The 21500-nt window shown below is 69.1% G+C and carries 22 protein-coding genes and 1 pseudogene; 16 read left to right on the top strand and 7 right to left on the bottom strand.

The window, feature by feature from the left end; genetic code table 11:
• Window positions 1-17 precede the first annotated feature (17 nt).
• From JHN45_RS09690 to JHN45_RS09670, 5 genes are all read left to right on the top strand, one after another.
• Window positions 18-392, top strand: a complete 375-nt coding sequence (locus JHN45_RS09690) for a helix-turn-helix transcriptional regulator (protein ID WP_201048710.1) — start codon at window positions 18-20, stop codon at window positions 390-392.
• Entirely contained in the window at window positions 389-1021 is a 633-nt protein-coding gene (locus JHN45_RS09685) for an SRPBCC family protein (RefSeq protein ID WP_201048709.1), read from the top strand. Before JHN45_RS09690 ends, JHN45_RS09685 begins: the two co-directional genes overlap by 4 nt.
• A gap of 84 nt (window positions 1022-1105) precedes the next feature.
• Window positions 1106-2161: an NAD-dependent epimerase/dehydratase family protein gene (locus JHN45_RS09680; protein WP_201048708.1), complete on the top strand. Its 1056-nt coding sequence runs from the start codon at window positions 1106-1108 to the stop codon at window positions 2159-2161.
• A gap of 134 nt (window positions 2162-2295) precedes the next feature.
• Window positions 2296-3660: an RICIN domain-containing protein gene (locus JHN45_RS09675; RefSeq protein ID WP_201048707.1), complete on the top strand. Its 1365-nt coding sequence runs from the start codon at window positions 2296-2298 to the stop codon at window positions 3658-3660.
• A 42-nt stretch (window positions 3661-3702) separates the two neighbouring features.
• Window positions 3703-4608 carry an aldo/keto reductase gene (locus tag JHN45_RS09670; RefSeq protein WP_201048706.1) on the top strand — a complete coding sequence of 302 codons (906 nt, stop codon included), beginning with the start codon at window positions 3703-3705 and terminating at the stop codon, window positions 4606-4608.
• 28 nt (window positions 4609-4636) lie between these two features.
• On the opposite strand, the gene JHN45_RS09665 is transcribed toward JHN45_RS09670, so the two are convergent.
• Both JHN45_RS09665 and JHN45_RS09660 read right to left on the bottom strand, forming a co-directional pair.
• Complete coding sequence (locus JHN45_RS09665) at window positions 4637-5095, bottom strand: pyridoxamine 5'-phosphate oxidase family protein (protein ID WP_201048705.1); 459 nt, start codon at window positions 5093-5095, stop codon at window positions 4637-4639.
• Window positions 5096-5208: 113 nt separating this feature from the next.
• Window positions 5209-5919: pseudogene (locus JHN45_RS09660) on the bottom strand (dienelactone hydrolase family protein).
• Window positions 5920-6145: 226 nt separating this feature from the next.
• On the opposite strand from JHN45_RS09660, the gene JHN45_RS09655 reads away from it, so the two are divergent.
• The 6 genes from JHN45_RS09655 (at window position 6146) to JHN45_RS09630 (ending at window position 12420) form a co-directional block, all read left to right on the top strand.
• Window positions 6146-6517, top strand: a complete 372-nt coding sequence (locus JHN45_RS09655; protein WP_019069137.1) for a BlaI/MecI/CopY family transcriptional regulator — start codon at window positions 6146-6148, stop codon at window positions 6515-6517.
• 50 nt (window positions 6518-6567) lie between these two features.
• Window positions 6568-7500: a M48 family metalloprotease gene (locus JHN45_RS09650; protein WP_201048704.1), complete on the top strand. Its 933-nt coding sequence runs from the start codon at window positions 6568-6570 to the stop codon at window positions 7498-7500.
• Window positions 7501-8211: 711 nt separating this feature from the next.
• Window positions 8212-9207, top strand: a complete 996-nt coding sequence (locus JHN45_RS09645) for a pentapeptide repeat-containing protein (protein WP_201048703.1) — start codon at window positions 8212-8214, stop codon at window positions 9205-9207.
• An 851-nt stretch (window positions 9208-10058) separates the two neighbouring features.
• Window positions 10059-10580: a hypothetical protein gene (locus tag JHN45_RS09640; protein ID WP_201048702.1), complete on the top strand. Its 522-nt coding sequence runs from the start codon at window positions 10059-10061 to the stop codon at window positions 10578-10580.
• A gap of 322 nt (window positions 10581-10902) precedes the next feature.
• Window positions 10903-11298, top strand: a complete 396-nt coding sequence (locus tag JHN45_RS09635; RefSeq protein WP_201048701.1) for a VOC family protein — start codon at window positions 10903-10905, stop codon at window positions 11296-11298.
• A gap of 51 nt (window positions 11299-11349) precedes the next feature.
• Window positions 11350-12420, top strand: coding sequence for an adenosine deaminase (locus JHN45_RS09630; RefSeq protein WP_201048700.1), 1071 nt, complete (start codon window positions 11350-11352; stop codon window positions 12418-12420).
• Here JHN45_RS09630 and JHN45_RS09625 read toward each other — a convergent pair.
• The 3 genes from JHN45_RS09625 to JHN45_RS09615 form a co-directional block, all read right to left on the bottom strand.
• Window positions 12402-12917 carry a DUF664 domain-containing protein gene (locus tag JHN45_RS09625; RefSeq protein WP_200709646.1) on the bottom strand — a complete coding sequence of 172 codons (516 nt, stop codon included), beginning with the start codon at window positions 12915-12917 and terminating at the stop codon, window positions 12402-12404. The genes JHN45_RS09630 and JHN45_RS09625 overlap by 19 nt on opposite strands.
• A 27-nt stretch (window positions 12918-12944) precedes the next feature.
• Window positions 12945-13835, bottom strand: a complete 891-nt coding sequence (locus JHN45_RS09620; protein ID WP_200709647.1) for a LysR substrate-binding domain-containing protein — start codon at window positions 13833-13835, stop codon at window positions 12945-12947.
• Between the two features lie 93 nt (window positions 13836-13928).
• Window positions 13929-14138 carry a hypothetical protein gene (locus JHN45_RS09615; RefSeq protein ID WP_307783065.1) on the bottom strand — a complete coding sequence of 70 codons (210 nt, stop codon included), beginning with the start codon at window positions 14136-14138 and terminating at the stop codon, window positions 13929-13931.
• Between the two features lie 110 nt (window positions 14139-14248).
• Here JHN45_RS09615 and JHN45_RS09610 point away from each other — a divergent pair, with 110 nt between their 5' ends.
• Both JHN45_RS09610 and JHN45_RS09605 read left to right on the top strand, forming a co-directional pair.
• Window positions 14249-14677: a hypothetical protein gene (locus JHN45_RS09610; protein ID WP_201048699.1), complete on the top strand. Its 429-nt coding sequence runs from the start codon at window positions 14249-14251 to the stop codon at window positions 14675-14677.
• Window positions 14678-14800: 123 nt separating this feature from the next.
• Window positions 14801-15793, top strand: a complete 993-nt coding sequence (locus JHN45_RS09605) for an aldo/keto reductase (protein ID WP_201048698.1) — start codon at window positions 14801-14803, stop codon at window positions 15791-15793.
• Between the two features lie 3 nt (window positions 15794-15796).
• On the opposite strand, the gene JHN45_RS09600 is transcribed toward JHN45_RS09605, so the two are convergent.
• Window positions 15797-16783, bottom strand: coding sequence for an oxidoreductase (locus JHN45_RS09600; protein ID WP_201048697.1), 987 nt, complete (start codon window positions 16781-16783; stop codon window positions 15797-15799).
• Between the two features lie 104 nt (window positions 16784-16887).
• Here JHN45_RS09600 and JHN45_RS09595 point away from each other — a divergent pair, with 104 nt between their 5' ends.
• Entirely contained in the window at window positions 16888-17817 is a 930-nt protein-coding gene (locus tag JHN45_RS09595; RefSeq protein WP_201048696.1) for an AraC family transcriptional regulator, read from the top strand.
• A gap of 21 nt (window positions 17818-17838) precedes the next feature.
• Here JHN45_RS09595 and JHN45_RS09590 read toward each other — a convergent pair whose 3' ends face one another.
• Entirely contained in the window at window positions 17839-18216 is a 378-nt protein-coding gene (locus JHN45_RS09590) for a nuclear transport factor 2 family protein (protein ID WP_200709652.1), read from the bottom strand.
• Between the two features lie 370 nt (window positions 18217-18586).
• Between JHN45_RS09590 and JHN45_RS09585 the strand changes: the two genes are divergently transcribed.
• Window positions 18587-18997 (top strand): hypothetical protein, encoded by a 411-nt coding sequence (locus JHN45_RS09585; protein WP_200709653.1) that lies wholly within the window; start codon window positions 18587-18589, stop codon window positions 18995-18997.
• A gap of 72 nt (window positions 18998-19069) precedes the next feature.
• Complete coding sequence (locus JHN45_RS09580; RefSeq protein ID WP_201048695.1) at window positions 19070-21409, top strand: FHA domain-containing protein; 2340 nt, start codon at window positions 19070-19072, stop codon at window positions 21407-21409.
• Window positions 21410-21500: the final 91 nt, after the last annotated feature.

The raw sequence follows: 21500 nt of genomic DNA, 5'->3' as shown, positions 1-21500 counted from the left end.
GTGATACTTTGGTGCTCATGCACGCTTTCGATGTGCTCGGAGACCCCGTGCGCCGCCGCATCCTGGAGCTGCTCGCCGAGGGCGAGCAGCCCGCCGGGACGGTCAGTGATGCCGTCCGGCGGGAGTTCGGGATATCGCAGCCCGCGGTCTCCCAGCATCTGAAGGTGCTGCGGGAGAACGGATTCGCGACGGTACGGCCGGACGGCACCCGCCGCCTGTACGCGGTGAACTCCGAGCCGCTGCGGGACATCGACGCCTGGCTCGACCGGTTCCGCCGCTACTGGACCCCGCATCTGGACGCCCTGGCAACCGAGTTGGCCCGGGGCAAGCGTGAGCGCCGGCTCCGCGAGGCCGGTGACGACAGCCCCGACGAGTCGAGGAGCACCCCATGATCGACGTGACCCACCAGATCAACTCCGTGAGCCGCCGCGTCGGCCGCCGCGACTTCCAGGCGGGCGAGGCCCGAGTGATCACCATCGCCCAGTCCTACGACTCACCGGTCGCCGACGTCTGGGACGCCTGCACCGACCCCGAGCGCATCCCGCGCTGGTTCCTGCCGGTCACCGGCGAACTGCGGGTGGGTGGCAAGTACCAGTTGCAGGGCAACGCGGGCGGCACCGTCGAGCGCTGCGACCCGCCCAACAGCTTCTTCGCCACCTGGGAGTTCGGCGGTGAAGTCAGCTGGATCGAGCTGCGGTTGACGCCCGAGAGCGACGGGACGCACTTCGAGTTGGAGCACATCGCCCATGTCGACGACACCAAGTGGGCCGAGTTCGGACCCGGCGCGGTGGGCGTCGGCTGGGACTCGATCCTCCTGGGGCTCGACGGCAACCTGTCGGGCACCAGTCCCGTGAAGCCCGAGGACGCCATGGCCTGGCTGGCGTCCGAGGAGGGCCGCCGCTTCGTCACCTTGAGCAGCGAGGCCTGGTACGCGGCCAACGTCGCGAGCGGCGAGGACGAGGCGGTGGCCCGCGCGTCCGCCGACCGGACCACGGCCGCCTATACGGGAAGCGGGAGTTGAGAGTCGTACCGGCCGAACCGCTGACCCGGGACCGATCACCGTTGTAGCGTGCGCGCTGGATGCCACGGGTGATCGGAGCCAGGGATGAGTGTCGGCGGCGAGACGGTGTTGGTGACCGGCGGCAGCGGATTCGTCGGCAGCCATCTGGTCCGGCAACTGCTGGAGCGCGGCTACCGGGTGCACACCACCGTGCGGTCCCTCGGCAATGAGGCGAAGGTCGCGCCGCTGCGGGCGATGGCGGCCCAATTCCCGGGCACCCTGGAGCTGTTCGAGGCCGATCTGCTGGCCGAGGGCTCCTTCGACGCGGCGATGGACGGCTGCCGGGTCGTGTTCCACGTGGCGTCGCCGTTCCTCATGCCGGAGAAGATCAAGGACGGCCGGCGGGACGTCGTCGACCCCGCGCTCACCGGCACCCGGAACGTCCTCGCCGGCATCGAACGCACGCCCACCGTCGAGAAGTTGGTGTTCACCTCGACGGTCGGCGCGATCTTCGGGGACTACGCCGACGTACGGGAGATGAAGGACGAGATCCTCTCCGAGGACTACGTCAACACCACCAGCACGGTCGAGAACAACCCGTACCACTACGCCAAGACCGTCGCCGAACGCGCCGCCTGGGACGCGGCACACGCACAGGACCGCTGGCGCATGGTCTCCGTCAACCCCGGCCTGATCCTGGGCCCTTCAGTGACCCCGGCCTCCGACTCCGGCAGCCTGTTCCTCCTCGACGAACTCTTCAAGGGCTACTTCTTCTACGGGGCACCCGACTTCAGCTTCACCGTCGCCGACGTGCGGGACGTCGCGAGCGCGCACATCGCGGCGGCCGAACGCCCCGACGCGCACGGCCGTTACATCGTCGCCGCGACCCGGATGGCGTCCTTCCTCGACATGTCACGCGCCCTGCGGCAGCGCTTCCCGCGCAACTACCGGCTGCCCGCGCACGGCCTCCCGCACTGGCCGGTGCGCATCCTGGGGCCCGCGTTCGGGCTCACCCAGGACTACATCCGCAAGCACCTCGGGATCAGGTTCGCGGTCGACAACCGGCGCGGGGTGGAGGAACTGGGCATCCACTACCGGCCGTTGGAGGAGACCCTCGTCGATCACTACGTGGCGTGGCGGGAGTTGAGGAAAACGCGCTGACCGTTCCCGGTCCTTCGCCGTTCATTCCGCGGACCGTTCCTGCCTCTTGACTGGTCGAGACCAAAGACGCTTGGGTGTGGCCCGATCACCTTTCTGGTGTCATGAGCCTGACCACACTCAACCGAAGGGCACCCATGCGAACCCCCCACGCCCTGTTCGCCATCACCGCGGCGCTGGCCGCGACGCTCGTCTCTCCACCGGCCGGCGCCGCCGACGCGGTCCCGGCCCCCGGCACCTACTACGTCCAGAGCGCCACCACCGGCCTCAACGCGGCCGACAAGGGGGGAGCGGTGGAGCAGCACAACCCCAAGGGCAACGAGGACCACCAGCAGTGGAACCTCAAGGCGAGCGGATCCTCGTACGTCCTGGAGAGCACCGACACGGCCGGCAGCTGCCTCGGCCGATCGGGCGCCCAGGCGAAGACCGTCGCCTGCACGAGCGCCGACGCCGCCTGGCAGATCACCGCGACCGGCGGTGACCAGTACACGCTCCAAGTCCCGGGCACGACAAGCTACTTGACCGTGGCCGCCAAGCCCTCCGGCGCCAACTACCCGGCCCAGCTGGCCATCGGCTCCTCCGGCAGCCTCGCCTCCTGGTACCTGACCCCGATCAGCTCACCCACCAAGCCGATCCCCGCCCAGGACCAACGCACCCTGGACCAGGTCACGTTCCTCACCGCGCACAACGCCTACGCCAACGGGGTCGACGGCGGCTTCGCCCCGCCCTTCGTGAACCTCTTCCCCAACCAGGCCCGCGGCATCAACCAGCAACTCTCCGACGGCGTACGGGGGTTCATGCTCGACATCCACCAGACCCCCGACGGCGCGATCCTCTGCCACGACAGCTGCACCCTGGTCAGCAGCCCGGTCGCCCTCAACGTCGACCTCCAGCGCATCGTGGACTTCCTCAAGACGCACACCGACCAGTTCGTCACCGTCTTCCTGGAGGACTACGTCGACCCGACCGTCCTGCGCAGCGAACTCGCCCGCGTCAACGGCCTGTACGACGTGCTGTACCGCCCCGACCAGACCGGTGTGCAGCAGAACGGCTGGCCGAAGATGGCCGACCTGATCGCCGCCAACCACCGCCTGCTGATCTTCACCGACCACAGCCGTGCCTCCGACCAGTCCGCCGGACTGACCCGGGACAGCTTCGGTGTGATGTACCAGCGCGAGTGGACCGTCGAGAACTACTGGTCCATGGGCTCAGGTGCCGGCTCCTCCGACTGGTCCTGCTACAGCCGCTGGTACGGCAATGACCTCAACGTGCCGCTCACCCAGACGTATTCGGGGTTCCGGCCGCTGTTCGTCATGAACCACTTCCGTGACGCCGCCATCGCCGGGACGGCAGGGACCGACAACACCAAGGTCCTCGACCGGGCCCAGCGGTTCTGCCAGCCGGCCGCCCGCAAGAAGCCCAACTTCCTCGCCGTGGACCGCTACGACCTCGGCAACCCCGCCTCGGCCGTCGACAGCCTGAACACCTACACGTATCCGTAAAGTGCGGGTGGCCGTGGCGCGCGTGTGTGCGAAACTCCGCTGATGACCTCAGCGAAGATCACCGCCGCAGCCGCGGGCACCTGGAAGCTCGGCGACCTGACCGTCAACCGCCTCGGCTTCGGTGCGATGCGGCTGACGGGCAGCGCCGCCTTCAACCTCGGCACGCCGAGCGACCGAGACCGCTCGATCGCCGTGCTGCGCAAGGCGGTTGAGCTCGGTGTGAACCACATCGACACGGCCGCCTTCTACTTCTCGACGCTGCGGTCGGCCAACGAACTCATCAACACCGCGCTCGCCCCCTACCCGGACGACCTGGTGATCGCCACGAAGGTCGGGCCCTTCCGCAACTACTCGGGGGAATGGAGCAGTTCGGCACGCCCCGACGACCTGCGCGGGCATGTCGAGGAGAACCTGCGCCAGCTCGGGCGCGACCAGCTGGACGTGGTCTATCTGCGCCGGATGGGCCAGGACTCCATCGCCGAGCACTTCGGCGCGCTCGCCGAACTCCAGGAGGAGGGCCTGGTCCGGCACCTCGCGCTCTCCGACGTCGAGCCCGGGCACCTCGCCGAGGCGCAGGAGATCGCCCCGGTGGTGAGCGTGCAGAACCGGTTCGCGCTCGACTCCTACCAGGCCGAGACCGACGACATGCTGCGGATCTGCGGCGAACAGGGCATCGCGTTCGTGCCGTTCTTCGCCATCGCGGGCGCGGGCGGTGCGAGAAGCGCGACCACCGCCCACGACGACGAGGTGCTGGCCGTCGCGGACGCCCATGACACCAGCCCCGCCCAGATCCGCCTGGCCTGGACCCTGGCCCAGGGCCCGCACGTCCTCGCCATCCCCGGCACGGGCAACCCCGACCACCTCGCCGAGAACGTGGCGGCCGGCGCGATCCGCCTCACCGGCGAGGAGCTGGCCGGGCTCAACGAGCTGCACAGCAGCGCCGGTTGAGCCGGATTCGGAGCCGAGGTCTCGGGGCTCACACCAGCCAGACTCCGTCCCGCATCAGATGGCGTCGGGGCAGCTCGCGCACCTCGTGCCAGGCCTGGACGGCCCGTGGCCGTACCTGGAAGAAGGAGTAGGGCGCACGGTCCTTCCGGGGATCCCAGCCGTACTTCGCGTGGAAGGCGTCGGCAGCGGCGGCCGGGACGTCCTCGGCGGTGAAGTCCGTGGCCTCGCCGTCGATGAGCACGACGTCCCGGGTGTCCGCGAAGGCCAGCCGGGTCCGCCGCCCGTCGCTCAGATTGCGGCCCGTGGGGTTCGTGGGCCGGGTGCACAGCCAGACGGCCTCCCTGTCCCAGACGAACCACAGCGGGACCAGACAGGGCAGCCCGTCGGTGTCCGCCGAGGCCACCCAGATGTCCAACTCCCGCTCCAGCCGCGCCAGTACGTCACGTCTGCGCTGCTCGGGGTCGCGGGGCGGCTCGGTGATCTTCATGCCCAGGACGCTACCTGCGGTGTTCACGCGGCGCCTCGGGCCGGGGGCGTAGGACCTTGGACCGAGGCGCTGTGGTGTCACTGCACTGAGGAGTGCGGGAAGTCGCCCTGGGGTCAGCCCAGTTGGGCGTGGAGGAAGGGCACCGTGCTTGCCCAGGCGCGGGTCGCGGAGTCGGCGTCGTAGACCGGGCGGCCGTCGTTGAAGAAGGCGTGGTTCGCCGGGTAGAGGCGCAGGTCCGCGGTGATGCCGGACTGGCGCTCGACGGTCTCGCGCAGGGCGTCGAGGCTCTTCGTGGGGATGCTCTCGTCCAACTCGCCGTAGTGGCCGAGGATTTGAGCCTTCAGCCCGGAGAAGTCGGGGAACTCGCCCTGGATCACGCCGTAGAACGGCACCGCCGCGCTGACCCGCGGGTCGGCCGCGGCCAGGTACAGGACGAAGCCGCCGCCCATGCAGAAGCCGACCGCGCCGACCGTGTCCGAAGTGACTTCGGGCAGGGACAGGAGGTGGTCGACCGCGCCGGAGAGCAGTTCGACACCGCGGGCGACCGGGAGGGCCGGCATCATCCGCAGGGCCTCGTCGCTGTCGTGGGCCACGTTCCCGCCGTACAGGTCGGGGGCGAACGCGACGAAGCCCTCCTGCGCGAGCCGGTCGGCCACGTTCGCGATGTGGTCGGTCAGGCCCCATCACTCCTGGATGACGATGACGCCCGGCCCGGTCCCGGACGGCGGCAGCGCGAGACAGCCGTGGGCGGTGCCCCCGGCGCTGGGAAAGGTGACGTTCTGGCGGGCCGGGGCTCCGGTCGACTTCGGCAGCTCGGAGGACATGGCGCTCAACTCCTGTGCGGCGATGCTCGATGAGGGGGGAGTGCCGGGGCGGCCTCGACACGATCACCAGCCTGTCACGCCCGGACCGGGAGGTCGCTCCGACCCCTTCCGCGAGGGGCACGCGGGAACGGGCACACGGGTGCCGTGACGATACGGCACCTTGCCGACTACAATTCTGTAGACGGTCTGCCGGACCGCAGACGAGGACGGGGTGAGGATCGTTCCCATGGCCGACGCGAAGGACGAACGCCGACCGGCGGGTGAGCTGGAGGCCACCGTCATGGCCGCCCTCTGGGCCGCCGGCGACCCGCAGACCCCCGGAGAGGTGCAGCTGAGCCTCGGTACGGGCCTGGCCCGCACCACGGTGACGACCATCCTGACCCGGCTGCACGACAAGGGCGTCGTCGACCGCCTGCGCCAGGGCCGCGGCTACGCCTACTTCCCCGTCCAGGACGCGCAGGGCCTCACCGCCCGCCGTATGCACACCGAACTCGACCGCGACGGCGACCGGGAGACCGTCCTCGCCCGCTTCGTCGCCCAGCTCAGCCCCGACGACGAACGCGTCCTGCGCGACCTCCTCGAATCCGGTGAGCAGTAGTGGGGCACGGTGGGACGTGGAATCCTGGGTGCGATGAAATCCGGTGACCGATGATCGCCCTGCTGCTCCTCCCGCTCGTGCTGCCGTTCGCGCTGCGGCCCATGGCCCGGCGCGCCCTGGAGCGGCTCGCGCCGGTCACCGCGCTGTGGCTGCTCACCGGCTCCGCGGTGATCGCGGCCGGCTGCACCCTCGCCGCCCTCGGCGCGTTCGTCCTGACCGGCCTGCTCCGACTCCCGCTGTTCGCGTCCCTCGGCGAACTGATCCACCCACTGCGCACCTCCTACGGCGGTCTCGTCCCGCCGGCGGCCGTGCTCTCCGCCGGTGCCCTGGCCGTGTGCGCCTGGTCGCTGACCCGGTGGGCGCTGCACCAGTCCCGTGCCTTCCGCGCCGCCCGCACGCAGGCCGGGCACGGGCCCCTCGCGGGTGACCTCTGCGTGCTCGACTCCCCGCACCCGGACGCCTACGCCCTGCCCGGGCGACCGCACCGCATCGTCGTCACCACCGGGATGCTGCGCAGCCTCGACGCCGCCGAGCGCGAGGCGCTGTTCGCGCACGAGCGGGCGCACAACGCGGGCGGCCACCACTACTTCCTCGTCGCCGTCGAACTCGCCGCCCGCTGCCACCCCGCGCTCGGCCCGGTCCGCGACGCGATCCGGCTCGCTGCCGAACGCGCGGCCGACGAGGCCGCCGCCACCGCCGTGGGCGACCGGCGCCTGATCGCCCGCGCCATCGCCCGCGCGGCCCTCGCCGGACAGTCGGCCCGCTCCCGGCGCCCGGACTTCGTCCCCGGCGCCACGACCGGCCCGGTCCCACAGCGCGTGAAGGCCCTCCTCGCGGCCCCGCGCGTCACCCACCGCACCGCGGCCTGCGGACTCGCCGCCCTGCTGATCGCCTGCGCCGCTCTCTCCTTCGCCGCCTCCGCCACCTCGATGATCGACGTCCACCATCGGGTGGAGGTGGCGCAGGGGGAGGAGGCCGGGTGAACGGGGGGCAGACGATGCAGGTGGTGGTGTCGGCATTTCAAGTGGGGGATCCGCATAACACCTCAGTGGATGCACCTTTTATGTCAGTCGCTGCACGGGACTGGCAGCTCCCCCACGTGGGACTGTTGTCGGGGGCTTCGTGAGACCGGCATCAGGCTAAGTGATCTTTTACGCCTGGACCCCATGCCTGCCCCAACGTCTAAACGAAGGCTGAGTCCGCAAACTGGGTCCCGACGAGCGTTGCTCCCTGGCAGTCTGAAGCACCACGCATGCTGCGTACAAAGCGAGGGGGCCGTGTGGGGATCTGGGAGGCGTGCCTGTGGAGCTTGCTGGGTGCGTCCCTGATTGAGGGATGGGATCTCTACGTTGCCATCTACGACGCCAAGGGGTTTCCCTGGAAGAGGCGTGGCCGGCTCAAGTTGGCTCCCTACCTGGTATCGGCCATGATCCGCCTCGGGATCGGCGCGGGACTTGGGGCGACGTTCGCTCAATCCGGGCAGGTTTCCGGGGCGGTCGGTTTCGCTGCCGTCGGCATCGCAGCACCAAAAATCCTGGAGCAGTTAGCGCGTCGAGGTATCGCCGGAGTCGCAGCAGAGCCAGTTGCCGAGTCGCCTGGAGGAGCCGTGCGGCCTCATACTCGCGCCGACGCAGGTAGCTCAGCCATGCCAGTAGTCGAGCCCGCGACTACTGAATCAGAAAGCGGGTCCCTGGATGCGCGCTGATTCTTTCGCGGCACACGTCCTCGGCTATCTCGCCCGCGCTGAACCACCATTTGCTGGATCTACCAAACGGGCAATTCCACGAAAAGGATTCCTCTCGTGGCTGCACGCAGCTTTGGCCTTTACCCCTGTTCTGGACCCGGAACCCACGACACCGCTACGCCGCGCCGACCTCACACGTGCCGATCTCGCTGACGTCAACCTGATCGGGTCTCAATTGACTCTCGCCAATCTGAAGGAGGCTCATCTCTTCTTCGCTGACCTGACCGATGCCGATCTGATCGGCACCAATATGTTCCGCGCCGATCTAACAAATGCCGACCTGACTGGCGCTCACCTATTTTTCGCTGACTTGACTCGTGCCAGCCTGAAAGATGCCAATCTGACTGGCGCCTTCCTGATTCGCACCAAATTGACTGGCGCCAACCTCTTTCGCGCCAACTTGACGGGTGCCAACCTATTCCGGGCTGCTCTTAACGGCGCCGACCTGACTGAGGCCACCTTGCGCCACGCCAAGTTGAATGAAGTCGATCTGAGCGGAGCGCACCTGGTTGACGCCGACCTGACGGGCGCCAGCCTGCCGCGCGCTGAATTGACGCGCGCCTATTTGGCTCGCGCTTGTCTGACTCGCGCTGACCTCACCGATGCCGATCTATCTCGTGCAGACCTCCCTCATGCGTCCCTGAGCTATGCTGATCTACGCCGCGCACGCCTGAACGGGACTGATTTCACCAATGCCAATCTTCGTGGGGCCGATCTCACAGGCGCTGACCTTACAGCCGCCAATCTTCGTGGGGCCGACCTTACGGATGCTGACTTGACGAGCACTGAGCTTGTGGGAGCGCATTGGTCGTTGGAGACAGATTGGCCTGCGCATCTCTACGAAACGATTCGGACCCGCTCGGTCCGAGTGCGGGAAGCGGTCTTCCGTATTCAGGGAGATGAGGTGCAGGACAGAGACCCTGCCCCGACTCCCGCCTCCGTGTAGCGGTCCGGCTGATTTAACCTTTTGGGTGCCGAAGACCCAGTCGCGACATGGAATCCGCGCAGGCGAATTATTCCGTACTGGTTTCTGCTGGCCAATCGGTCCTGACCACAGCCGAAATAGCCTTTGGCGACCCACTTTGACCCTGTGCCCCTTACGTCAACCACTGGGTTCGCCATCGACCTATTACGCCCGCCACGACGGCCCGAACGGACCCGGCGAGGAACCTGTGGCCTGGGCGGTCGATGGAGTCATCGACGACTTGTCTCGGCCCAGCGGGTCCAGGCCCATATGTCCTCAGTCCGGCCGTGAGTGACCTTGCCTCGTATCAGGGTGGCCAGGTCGGCACCTGTCCGCTGTGCGCAGACAGAACCGACGGCGATGTGGTCGCCGCGCCCCTTTGCTGCGCGCCTGGGACACACGCCTTTGGGTGCTAGGGACGCAGCCTGCCAAATCCCGTGCCTAATCGACGATGTATGCGGCAGCGTGCGTCGAATGGGTTGAGTACCTTTGCCGTGTCGCCGCCGATAGCGCCCACGGCACGGTCACTGATCGCAACTGGCCCCATGTCGGTTTTGGAGGCACTCTGGGGCCACTCGCATCGCTTCTGGAATTGCAGAAGATATCGCCTCGACCTGTGAGATCAGGTTCAAAGTGAGCGCGACTGTGAGGCTGCGCCTGGGTTCCAGGCTCGCACCAGAGACGTTAAATGGACCCTGCCCTGGGTCTCGAAGTCTGGCTCCGTGGTGGAGTCCGCCAACTTTGCCGCACTACGTGACAGGCGAAGAAAAGTAAGGTAGATGAACTGTCGAGACGAGGGTCGTCAGGTCGGCCAGGCACCTGAGCGAGGTGGCATGAACCCGTCAGTCGTGGCGGCATTGGTTGGTGCCAGTGCAGCGCTGTTAGGCGCCTTCGTTGCTTCCATAGCAACTCGCCGTGTGGAGATCTTGAGGCTGCGCGCCAACCTGATTGAAAAAGCGGAAGATCGAAAACTGGCCACGCTTGAGGGGTTCCTCCTGGCTGTGAATGCTTGGCTTGATTGGCTCTCGTATATTGAGCAGGATGGTTGGGAGGGCAACCTTGACGAGCTCAATGTCCGCGTCAGGGCGCGAGATGACGCGTATCGGCGCTTGGTGCTCCTGGCTTCGGATGATCTTCATCGTTGGCTGATCGATGTGTACAACCCCCAGGAGTACCAGCTCAAGGCCACGTATGTGCGACGACTCCGCTATGGAGAGCCACTCAATGATCGGTCTCGTGAGCTCCGTCGATCCTTCTCTCGCCTCCTTCGGGAAAACCTGATCATTCAATTTCGACCAGAAATTGCCGCCTTGCGTGATCCATTGCATCCGATGAGTCAACGTCGTTGGCGTTGACCTTCGTCGGCTGCATTTTCTCCGGGCTGAGTGTGAACGTCAGCCCCCAGTCCAGAAGGGCCAAATGGGTCATGAGGGCGACTCGCCCGCTGTCTCCTCGGTAGGCGGGCGGACCCACCTGGACCGGCTTTGGCCCTTCTGGGTCTGCCAGGTGCAGTCGCTTTACAGAGTTTTCAGCCATGTGAAGAGGTTGGTTTCGGGGGCGGTCGGCCCGCCCGCGAGCCCTCCAGGGCCTCTCCGAAGTCGACTGGCGCCGACGACGTTTTACGTATAACCTCATCCGTCAATCCCATCGAACGGAACCGACACGGAGAGCCCCCCGATGAGCCGTATCGCCCTGGTCACCCTCGTCGTCGACGACTACGACGAGGCGATCCGCTTCTACACCGAAGCCCTGGGCTTCCGCCTCGTCGAGGACGCGCCCCGGCCCGACGGCTCCCGCTGGGTCGTCGTGGCACCGCCCGGCGGCGACGGATCCGGTACCGGTCTGCTGCTCGCCCGTGCCAAGGGTGAGGACCAGCGCGGCCGGATCGGTGACCAGACCGGCGGGCGTGTCGGGTTCTTCCTGCACACCGACGACTTCGCCCGCGACCACGCCCGGATGCTCGCCGCGGGCGTGACCTTCCTGGAGGAGCCGCGCCACGAGCCGTACGGTTCCGTCGCCGTCTTCCAGGACCTGTACGGCAACCGCTGGGACCTGCTCCAGCCCGCCGCCTGAATCCCCGTACCGCCCGACCCCGCTCACCGAACGACCGAGGAACGACCGCACATGTCATCTACGCGCATAGACGCCGACGCCCTCCGCCGGCTCCCCAAGGCCGTGCTGCACGACCACCTCGACGGCGGCCTGCGCCCCGCCACCGTGGTGGAACTCGCGGAGACGGTCGGGCACACCCTGCCCACCACCGACCCGGACGAACTCGCCGCCTGGTACTTCGACGCCGCCAACTCCGGTGACCTGGTGCGCTACATCGCCACCTTCGAGCACACCCTCGCCGTGCTGCAGAACCGCGAAGGCCTGCTGCGCGCCGCCGAGGAGTACGTCCTCGACCTCGCCGCCGACGGCGTCGTCTACGGCGAGGTGCGCTACGCCCCCGAGCTGAACACCAACGGCGGGCTCGCGATGGGCGAGGTCGTCGAGACCGTGCAGGAGGGGCTCGCGGCCGGTATGGCCAAGGCCGCGGCGGCGGGGACGCCGGTCCAGGTGCGGACGCTGCTGTGCGGGATGCGGATGTTCGACCGGGTCGCCGAGGCGGCCGATCTCGCGGTGGCCTTCCGGGACGCCGGTGTCGTCGGCTTCGACATCGCGGGTGCCGAGGACGGCTTCCCGCCCGCCGACCACCTCGCCGCCTTCGAGCACCTGCGCCGCGAGAGCGTCCCGTTCACCATCCACGCCGGTGAGGCGCACGGCCTGCCCAGCATCCACCAGGCGCTCCAGGTGTGCGGCGCCCAGCGCATCGGGCACGGCGTCCGCATCACCGAGGACATCGTCGACGGCAAGCTCGGCCGCCTGGCCGGCTGGGTGCGGGACCGCCGTATCGCCCTGGAGATGTGCCCGACCTCCAACCTCCAGACGGGCGCGGCCACTTCGATCGCCGAACACCCCATCACCGCCCTGAAGGACCTCGGTTTCCGCGTCACCCTGAACACCGACAACCGACTCGTGTCCGGTACGACGATGACCCGCGAGATGTCCCTCCTGGTCGAGGAGGCGGGCTGGACGGTCGAGGACCTGCGCACGGTCACGGTGAACGCCCTCAAGAGCGCGTTCATCCCGTACGACGAGCGCAAGGCCCTCATCGAGGACGTCGTCCTGCCGGGCTACGCCTCCGCGCTCTGAAGCAGCCCCCGCACATACTGCGCCTGTCCGACGTGCTCCAGGTCGTCGGACAGGACGCTGACCAGCCGTACGCCCAGACTGACCGGCGGGTCCCAGCGCTCGTCCACGATCCGCTCGTAGTCCTCGGGGACCAGCCCGCGCAGATACTCCAGGGTCTGGTCGTGCACGGCGTCGTAGTACCCGGTCAGCTGTCCGGCCGACTCGACGCGCACCTTGGCGACCTGCTCGGAGGTGTGGCCGTATCCGTGGTCCCGGGGCGGCAGGTCGAGGCCGAAGCGCTTCTCCCAGCCCTGCGTGAGCCACACCTGGTCGAGGCCGCCGGCGTCGGCGACATGGTCGTCCTGGATGCGGGTGAGGTGCCAGATCAGCCAGGCGATGGAGTTGGCGTCGGCGGCCACGCGCGCGTGCAGCTGGTCCGGTGTCAGGCCGTCGAGGGCGGCATGGACTTCTTCCTGGACGCGGCCGAAGGCGTCAATGAGGATGTCGTTGGCATGCATACGACCACCATCGCGCATCGCCGTCCCTCATGCGGCCGGAGTCCCGGTTTCCAGCAGGGTCATCAGGGCGCGGGCCGCCGGACTGGTGGCCTGCGGGGGCGGAAGCAGGGCCACCGTCTCGTACACCTCCTCGCCCGTTCCCTTGAGGGGGAGCGCGGTGAGGGGCTCGCGCTTGTGGCGGAAGTGCTGGGGGACCACGGCGATCCCGAGGTTCTCGTCGATCAGATCGAGCAGGCTGTGCACGTCGTTGACCTCCAGCGCGACCGTCCGCCGTACGCCCGCCGCGGCGAAGACGGCGTCTGTCGTGCGGCGCGAGGCCCAGTCCGGGTGGAAGTCGACGAAGACCTCGCCGCCGAGGTCGTCCGGAGTCACCGCCGCGCCGATCCGGGCCAGCCGGTGGCTGGGATGGCACAGCACGGTCATCGGCTCGCTGGTGAGGGACACCGAGCGCAGCTGGTCGGTGTCCGCCTGGGTCCGGTAGGCGAAGGCCAGGTCGAGGCGCCCGGCCGCGACCTCCTCCGCCAGCGCACCGGAACCCGCCTGGCGCAGCCGGATCTCCACGTCCGGGTGCCGACGCCGGAACGCGGCGAGCAGCCCCGCCACATGCACCCCGGCGATGCACTGCTCGGTGCCCAGGGAGAGGGTGCCGCGCAGCACGCCCTGCACCGCGGCCACCGCCTCGTGTGCCGACCGGACCTGCGCGAGGATCCGTTCCGCCTCGGTCAACAGCGCCCGGCCGGCCGGCGTGAGGGTCACCCTCCTGGTCGTCCGCACGAACAGCGGGGTCTGCAGCTCCCGCTCCAGCGCCCGGATCGACGCGGACAGGCCCGACTGGGACACCAGGAGCCGTTCGGCGGCCCGGGTGAAGTGCTGGTCCTCGGCGACCGCGACGAAGTGCTGGAGGTGGCGCAGTTCCATCAGACCTTCTCCCGCGGGACCGTGTGGCCTTACTCCGCAATGGTAGAGGTGTGGACCGCGCGGCCCGGCGGCCGATGCCTCGGAGCCGGGTGATCACCGCGGTCCGGCCAAGGAAGCCAGGGCGGCCGTGACGTTCGCGGCGAGCGTGAGGGTCGCGGCGAAGGCGATCGCTGCTCGGGCCACCGCGGTGGGGTACGTGGCCCGGTCCCGTCGCGCGAGGTAGCCGGTCCCCGCTCCCACCAGGGCGGCGACCACGAGGACGAGAGCACCGGCGGTCATGATCAGGAAAGTGTGGTCGGACACGGCTTGGTTCCTCCGCATCACGGACCTGGAGTAGGTGGTGCGACGCGTCCGCATCGAACACGGTGCCGGACAGACGTGGGGAAACCCGGGGCGCCACGGCCAGCGCGGACATGACCGTACGACGGTGGAAGCCCTTCACCGGAGAACCCGTCGGGGAGGCACTGACCGGGCACTTGGCCGCGGTGGCCTGCGTGGCCTTCAGTCACGACGGACGACTACTGGCCACGGGGGCCGACGACGGCACGGCACGTGTCTGGGACTCCGCTCGGGGGCAGCCGCTCGGCGAGCCGCTCACCGGGCACACCGCGCCGATCTGGGGCATCGTCTTCTCGCCGTTCGGTGGGCTGGCCACGGCCGGCCTGGACCGGACCGTGAGGTTGTGGGACCCGGTCACGGGCCGACCGGACGGTGAGCGGCTCTCCGGTCACACGGACGCGATCACCCATACGGCCTTCAGCCCCCGAGGACACCTGCTCGCCACGTCCAGCGACGACGGCACCGCTCGGCTCTGGCAGGTGGGGGCGCTCCACGGCCCGTGAATCCAGCGATTGAGCGACCTCATCGCTGAGTTCCATCGGATTCCTCTGTTGGACCAATGCCCCCAGGTCACGAAAGAGTGGACACGGTTCTCAGGAAACCGTGCCAACCCCTCTGGAGTCGCGTTGTACACCGCACACCCCGACCGCTACGCGGACCTGCCCTACCGGCGCACCGGCCGCAGCGGTCTGAAGCTCCCCGCGATCTCGCTCGGCCTGTGGCACAACTTCGGGCCCGACCGCCCGGTCGACACCCAGCGCGCCATCCTGCGCCGTGCCTTCGACCTCGGCGTCACCCACTTCGACCTGGCGAACAACTACGGCCCGCCGCCCGGCGCCGCCGAGTCCGCCCTCGGCGAGGCGCTGAAGGCGGACTTCGGGTCGTACCGCGACGAGCTGGTGATCTCCACCAAGGCCGGCTATCTGATGTGGCCCGGCCCCTACGGCGAGTGGGGTTCGCGCAAGTACCTGCTGTCCTCGCTCGACCAGAGCCTCACGCGCATGGGCCTGGACTACGTCGACGTCTTCTACTCGCACCGCCCCGACCCCGAGACTCCCCTCGATGAGACGATGGGCGCCCTGCACTCGGCGGTCCAGCAGGGCAAGGCGCTCTACGTCGGCATCTCCAACTACTCGGCCGAGCAGACCCGGGAGGCCGCCCGCATCCTCGGCGAGCTGGGCACCCCGCTGCTCATCCACCAGCCGCGCTACTCGATGCTCGACCGGCGCCCCGAGGACGAGGGCCTGCTCGATGCCCTCGACGAACTCCAGGTCGGCTCCATCGTCTTCTCCCCGCTGGAGCAGGGGCTGCTCAGCTCCCGCTACCTCGACGGCATCCCGGAGGGTTCCCGGGCGGCGAGCGACAGCCCGTTCCTGAACTCGGACGCGGTCACCGAGGATCTGGTGGGGCAGTTGCGCGCCCTCGACGACGTCGCCAAGGGCCGCGGTCAGACCCTCGCGCAGCTGGCCCTGGCCTGGGTGCTGCGCGGCGGGCGGGTCACCTCGGCCCTGGTCGGTGCGAGCAGCCCGCAGCAGATCGAGGACAGCGTCGCGGCCACCCGCAACCTGGACTTCGACGCCGAGGAACTGGCCCGCATCGACGCGATCGTCAGGCCGTAACGGCTAGGCGATGAGCCGCTCGCTGACCTCCCAGAGACGGGCCGCCGCCTCCGGGTCCACGGCACGGAGGAGCACCCCCGGGATCGTGTCCCCGGTGGCCCAGGCGGCCTCGTTCTCGGGGGTCATCAGCGGGGTGATGTCGACGTTCTCGCAGTAGACCCCGCCGAGGCCGTCGAGCCGCGGGCTGGTCGCGGCCCAGACGGTGGTGGCCGCGCCCTGCTGCACGGTCTTCATCTGCCGCTCCGGGTCGCGGATCGGCTCGCCCGCGCTGTCGAGCGCGCCCGCGGCCTGCAGCATCGCCGGGTCGATGTGCTTGACCAGGCCGGTGTCGATGATCAGGCCCGGGTGCACGGCGAAGGCACGAATACCGTGCTCCTTGCCGCGCCGGTCCACCTCGACGGCGAAGAGGGCGTTTGCCGTCTTCGACTGGCCGTAGGCGAGGAACGGCTCGTAGGTCCGGTGCTCGAAGTTCAGGTCGTCGAAGTCGACACCGGCGAAGCGGATGCCCCGCGAGGACAGGACGACGACCCGCGCGCCCTTCGCCGCGACCAGCGCCGGCCACAGCCGGGTGGTCAGCTGGAAGTGGCCCAGGTGGTTGATGGCGAACTGCGCCTCGTAGCCGCGCGTGTCCCGGGCCAGCGGGGTCGCCATGATCCCGGCGTTGTTCACCAGGAGGTGCAGCGGACGCCCGGAGGCGAGGAACTTCTCCGCGAAGGTGTCGATGGACGCCGGGTCCAGCAGGTCCAGATACTCGACCTCGGCTCCGGGCACGGCCTTGAGCGCCGTCCGGGCCCGCTCCACGTCCCTCGCCGGTACGACGATCTCGGCGCCGGCGGCGCGCAGCACGCGGGCGGTCTCCAGGCCGATGCCGGAGTAGCCGCCCGTGACGATCGCGACCTTGCCGGTGAGGTCGATGCCCTTGATCACCTCCTCGGCGGTGGACGCGGCGCCGAAGCCGGAGTTCAGGGGCTGCTGTGCGGTGGTGGTCATGTCTGCGCTCTCCTTGTCAGCTTGAGCTGGTGAGACCACCGTAGGTCGACCGTTCCGTACGATGAATACTTGAGAATCCGCATTACTTGCGTGATAGTTCGAGAATGACCCTGGATCCCCTGTCCGACGCCCTCGCCGTCGCCGATGCCCGCAGTGTGTTCTCCGGCGGGTTCACGGCCGGCGGCGACTGGGCCATCCAGCTGCGCGGACGCGACCGGCTGAAGGTCAACGCCGTGCTTCAGGGCAGCTGCTTGCTGGTCCGGGACGACGGCGGTGAGCCGTTGCGGCTCGCCGAGGGGGACGTCGTGATCTCCGACGGCGGGCAGCCGTACACGCTGTGCAGCCGGCCCGGTGTCGAGCCGACCGACTCCGACGACGTCGTCATGGACCCGGAGACGCGGATGGGCCGCCTCGGGCAGGGTGAGGCGGTGGACGTCGCCTGCGTCTCCGGGCACATCGACCTGAGCCGCGACCGCGGCGACCTGCTGCGCCGGGCGCTTCCGGAGCTGGTCCACGTGCGGGCCGACTCGCCCGAGGCGGGTGTACTGCGGTGGCTCATCGGGCAGTTGGCGGCCGAGATGCGGACGCGTAGGGCGGGCGTCGAGTTCGTGTCCGCGCAGCTCGCCCAGCTGATGTTCGTGCAGGTGCTGCGGGTGTGTCTGGCCGAGTCGGACGGGCTGCCGCCCGGCTGGCTGCGCGCCCTCGCCGACGAACGGCTGGCCCCCGCCCTGCGGTTGATGCACGGCGACCCGGCCCACCCCTGGCAGCTGGAGGAGTTGGCCCGGGCGGCGGCGATGTCCCGCACCACGTTCGCCGTACGGTTCAAGGAAGCGGCCGGAGTGCCGCCCCTGACGTATCTGCTGAACTGGCGCATGAACCTGGCCGCCCGGGCCCTCCGCCAGGACGCCGCCCCGGTCGGCGCCCTGGCCCGGTCCGTCGGTTACACCTCCGAGAGCGCCTTCAGCAACGCCTTCAAGCGCGCGGTCGGGGTGGCACCGAGGCGGTACCGGGAAGAAGCCCTGGCGAGGAACTGAGCCGCTCTCCGAGCCGTACGGTCAGGCGGGCACCCGGTCGAGGAAACCGAGCACGGAGCGGATGCGGCCGTCCGCGTCCAGGGTGATCACGTCGAAGCCGGCGACGGGTGCCGAGCCGTCGGCCTCGCTCACCAACTCCCAGGAGAAGCGGGCGGTGTCGTGGTGTCCGTCGACTGCCCCGAGGGGACGGAAGGCGAACCCCGGGAACTGAGCGTGCGCCCCGGCGATCAGTCCGGCGATCTCCGTGTGGCCGGTGACTGTCGCCAATGGGTCGGTATAAGTACCCTCGACGGACCAGGCGGCGGCAACCGCCTTCGCCAGTGCCTCCGGGGAGCCCGCGTTCCAGGCCTCGAAGTAGCGGGCGACGGCATTCTCGTATCGGGCGGTGTTCTCGGACATGGTGAATCAGCCTCCGTCGAGGTCGTTCGTACTGGTCAGGGACCGGATCTCGGTGCGTGTCGACCCGGTGGTTCCACCATGCCGGGGGCCGCGCGGAAGGTCGATTACCCCTCGGGTAATGGCCGTCGGAGATCGCCACAAAAGGGATCCCGAAGCTTTTCGGCCATAAGAGGCTGTGAATATGCCAAGAGACTGGCTAAAAAGTCGTGGTGACAGTGTTTCAGGAGTGAACATACTCGTCTGCTAGAGCACAACTTCACGATGCGAATCCGCCATCGTGCGCACCACCTGAGCCACCCGAGCCGCCAGCCAGAGCCGCATCGAAAGCGAGGCCCGACCGGCAATCGAGACACGCGACGGGGGAGTGAACGTGCACGACGAATTCCTGTGCCATGTCACCGCGTACGGTACCTGCGACGGACAGCGCGTCGGTGTGCCCCTGGGCACCTACCGCGCCCCCACGCTGGCGCTCGCTCTGTGGTGGTTACGGGACCGCGCGGTGTGGATGGCCGACCGGCTCGACCCGCAGCCGGAGAACCCGCGCTTCCCCCGGGGGGCACTGGTGCCGGTCGCCGACACGGCGCCGGATGTGCCCAAGGCGTTACGCACCTGGGCCCGTGACGTCGGCCATCAGGAGCAGGTCGCCTACGAGTTGGCGGCCGGCCGGCTGGTGCAGATCGCCATCAGCGACGAGACCACCGAGTACGAGCTGCTCGCCGAATCGGTGGACGCCCTCCGTATGCAGCGGACCGTTCCCGCACTCGTCGTCCCTGTCGCCTGACACGTGTCGCCCGTCGCGCAGCCCTGACCGCTGGCCGGGCGCATGGGTGAACCAATCGGTAGAATTCGGGGCATGTCAGAGCGGCCGATGGCGCCGACCGCGCCCGAACTCCTCCTGGAGACGGAGTCGGGCTCCACGGTCATGACCCCCAGCCGCGACTACCACGTGGGCCGCGACCCGCTGAGCGACATCGTCATCGACGACGCCCGGGTCTCCTGGCACCACGCGGTACTGCGGCCCGACGCCGACCACTGGACGCTGGAGGACGAACACAGCACGAACGGCACCTACGCCGACGGCCGCCGCGTCCAGCAGTGGGGCGTCGGCCCCGGCAGCGTGATCCGCTTCGGCAGCGCGGCCGACGGCCCGTGCGTGACCCTGGCCGACCGCCCGGCCCCGGCTCCGGAACGCCCCTCGGCCGTGTCCATGCCCGCCTTCACCGGCACCTTCCGGCAGCCGACCACCGTACGGCCGCTGCCCGCCCGGACGGTCCGCATCGGCCGGGCCGCCGAGAACGACCTCGTCGTCGACGACCTGATCGTCTCCCGCCGCCACGCCGAACTGCGGGCCATGCCGGACGGGACGTACGAGATCGTCGACCTCGGCAGCCACAACGGCACCTACCTCAACGGCCAGCCCGTCACCCGCGCCCCCATGGGCCCGGGCGACATCGTCGGCATCGGACACTCCGCGTTCTGCCTCGTCGGCGACCAACTGCAGGAGTACGTCGACACCGGCGAGGTCTGCCTCGACGTCCAGGACCTCACGGTCGCCGTCGACCACGGCCGCAAGGTCCTGCTCGACCAGGTGTCGTTCCCGGTCGGCGAGAAGTGCCTGCTCGCCGTCGTCGGCCCCAGCGGCGCCGGCAAGTCCACCCTGCTCAACGCCCTCACCGGCCAGCGCCCCGCCGACCGCGGCACCGTCCTCTACGACGGCCGCGACCTCTACCGCGACTACGCCGAACTGCGCCAGCGCATCGGCCTCGTCCCGCAGGACGACATCCTGCACGCCCAGCTGACCGTCCACAGCGCCCTGTCCTACGCGGCCGAACTGCGCTTCCCCCAGGACACGGCGAAGGCCGAGCGGCAGGCCCGGGTCGAGGAGGTCGTCGGTGAACTGGGCCTCCAGCAGCGGGCCGAGCAGCCCGTGCACAGCCTCTCCGGCGGCCAGCGCAAGCGGGTCAGCGTGGCGCTTGAACTGCTGACCAAGCCGTCGCTGCTCTTCCTCGACGAACCGACCTCCGGCCTCGACCCCGGTATGGACCGCTCGGTGATGCACATGCTGCGCGGCCTCGCGGACGACGGCCGCACCGTCATCGTCGTCACGCACAGCGTCCTCAGTCTCGACGTCTGCGACCGCCTCCTGGTGCTCGCGCCCGGCGGCAAGGTCGCCTACTACGGGCCGCCCGGAGACGCCCTCGCGTTCTTCGGCTTCGAGCACTGGCCGGAGGCCTTCGAGTCCTTCGAACGCGATCAGGACCGGGACTGGGCAGGGGAGTTCAGGGAATCCCCCTTCCAACGCCAGTACATCCGCAACTCCACCGCGCAGCCCCACCTGCTCGGCTCCGGCCCGGTCGCCGTGGCCCCGCCGCCCCGGCCCCGCAGCCGTAGCGCCCAACTCGGCACGCTGGTAAGGCGTTACGCCGCCGCCCTTGCCGCCGACCGGACCTTCCTGGCCATCATGATCGCGCTGCCGTTCGTGATGGGCGCGATGGCCCGCGCGCTGGCCGGGAGCAAGCTGACGCAGGAGACGGCGATGAACGCGCTGCTCATCCTCTGCGTCGGCGGGGTGCTGACCGGCGCGGCCAACGCCGTGCGCGAACTCGTGAAGGAACGCGCGATCTACCGGCGCGAGAGAGCCGTCGGCCTGTCCAGATCGGCGTACCTGCTCTCCAAGGTCGTCGTACTGGGCGCGATCACCGTGGCCCAGGCCGTCGTTCTCACCCTGGTCGGTCTGTTCGGCGTCGACCTCAACGCACCGCGCGGAAAAGGGGTGTTGATGCCACCCCTGATCGAGATCACCGTGGCCGTCGCCCTGTTGGCTTTCACGGCGATGATGCTGGGCCTGCTGGTCTCCGCGACGGTGCGCAAGGAGGAGGTGACGATGCCGCTGCTCGTGCTGCTCGCCATCGTCCAAGTGGTGTTCTGCGGCGCCCTGTTGAAACTGCACGGCGTACCCGGCCTGGAACAGCTCTCCTGGCTCGTGCCCTCGCGGTGGGCGCTCGGCGGCATGGCCGGCACCATCGGACTGTCCCGCATCGTCCCGGGCGAACTGACCGGCGATCCGCTGTTCCGGCACTCGGCCGGGGCCTGGCTGCTCAACATGGGCATGCTGGTCGTGCTGTCGCTGCTCTTCGGCTTCCTGGTGTCCCGGCTGCTGCGCCGGCACGAACCCGCCGTGATGCGGAAATAGGGCGCCCCGATGACGACCACCCCCGGCTTCCGGCCCACGCATGTCGTCCCCGAACACGGGATGCCCGCCTGGGAGGCCCCGGACCCCGCAG

The organism is Streptomyces sp. MBT53 (assembly GCF_016654115.1).
Lineage (GTDB): Bacteria > Actinomycetota > Actinomycetes > Streptomycetales > Streptomycetaceae > Streptomyces.
This window is presented reverse-complemented; position numbering and strand designations above follow the sequence as displayed.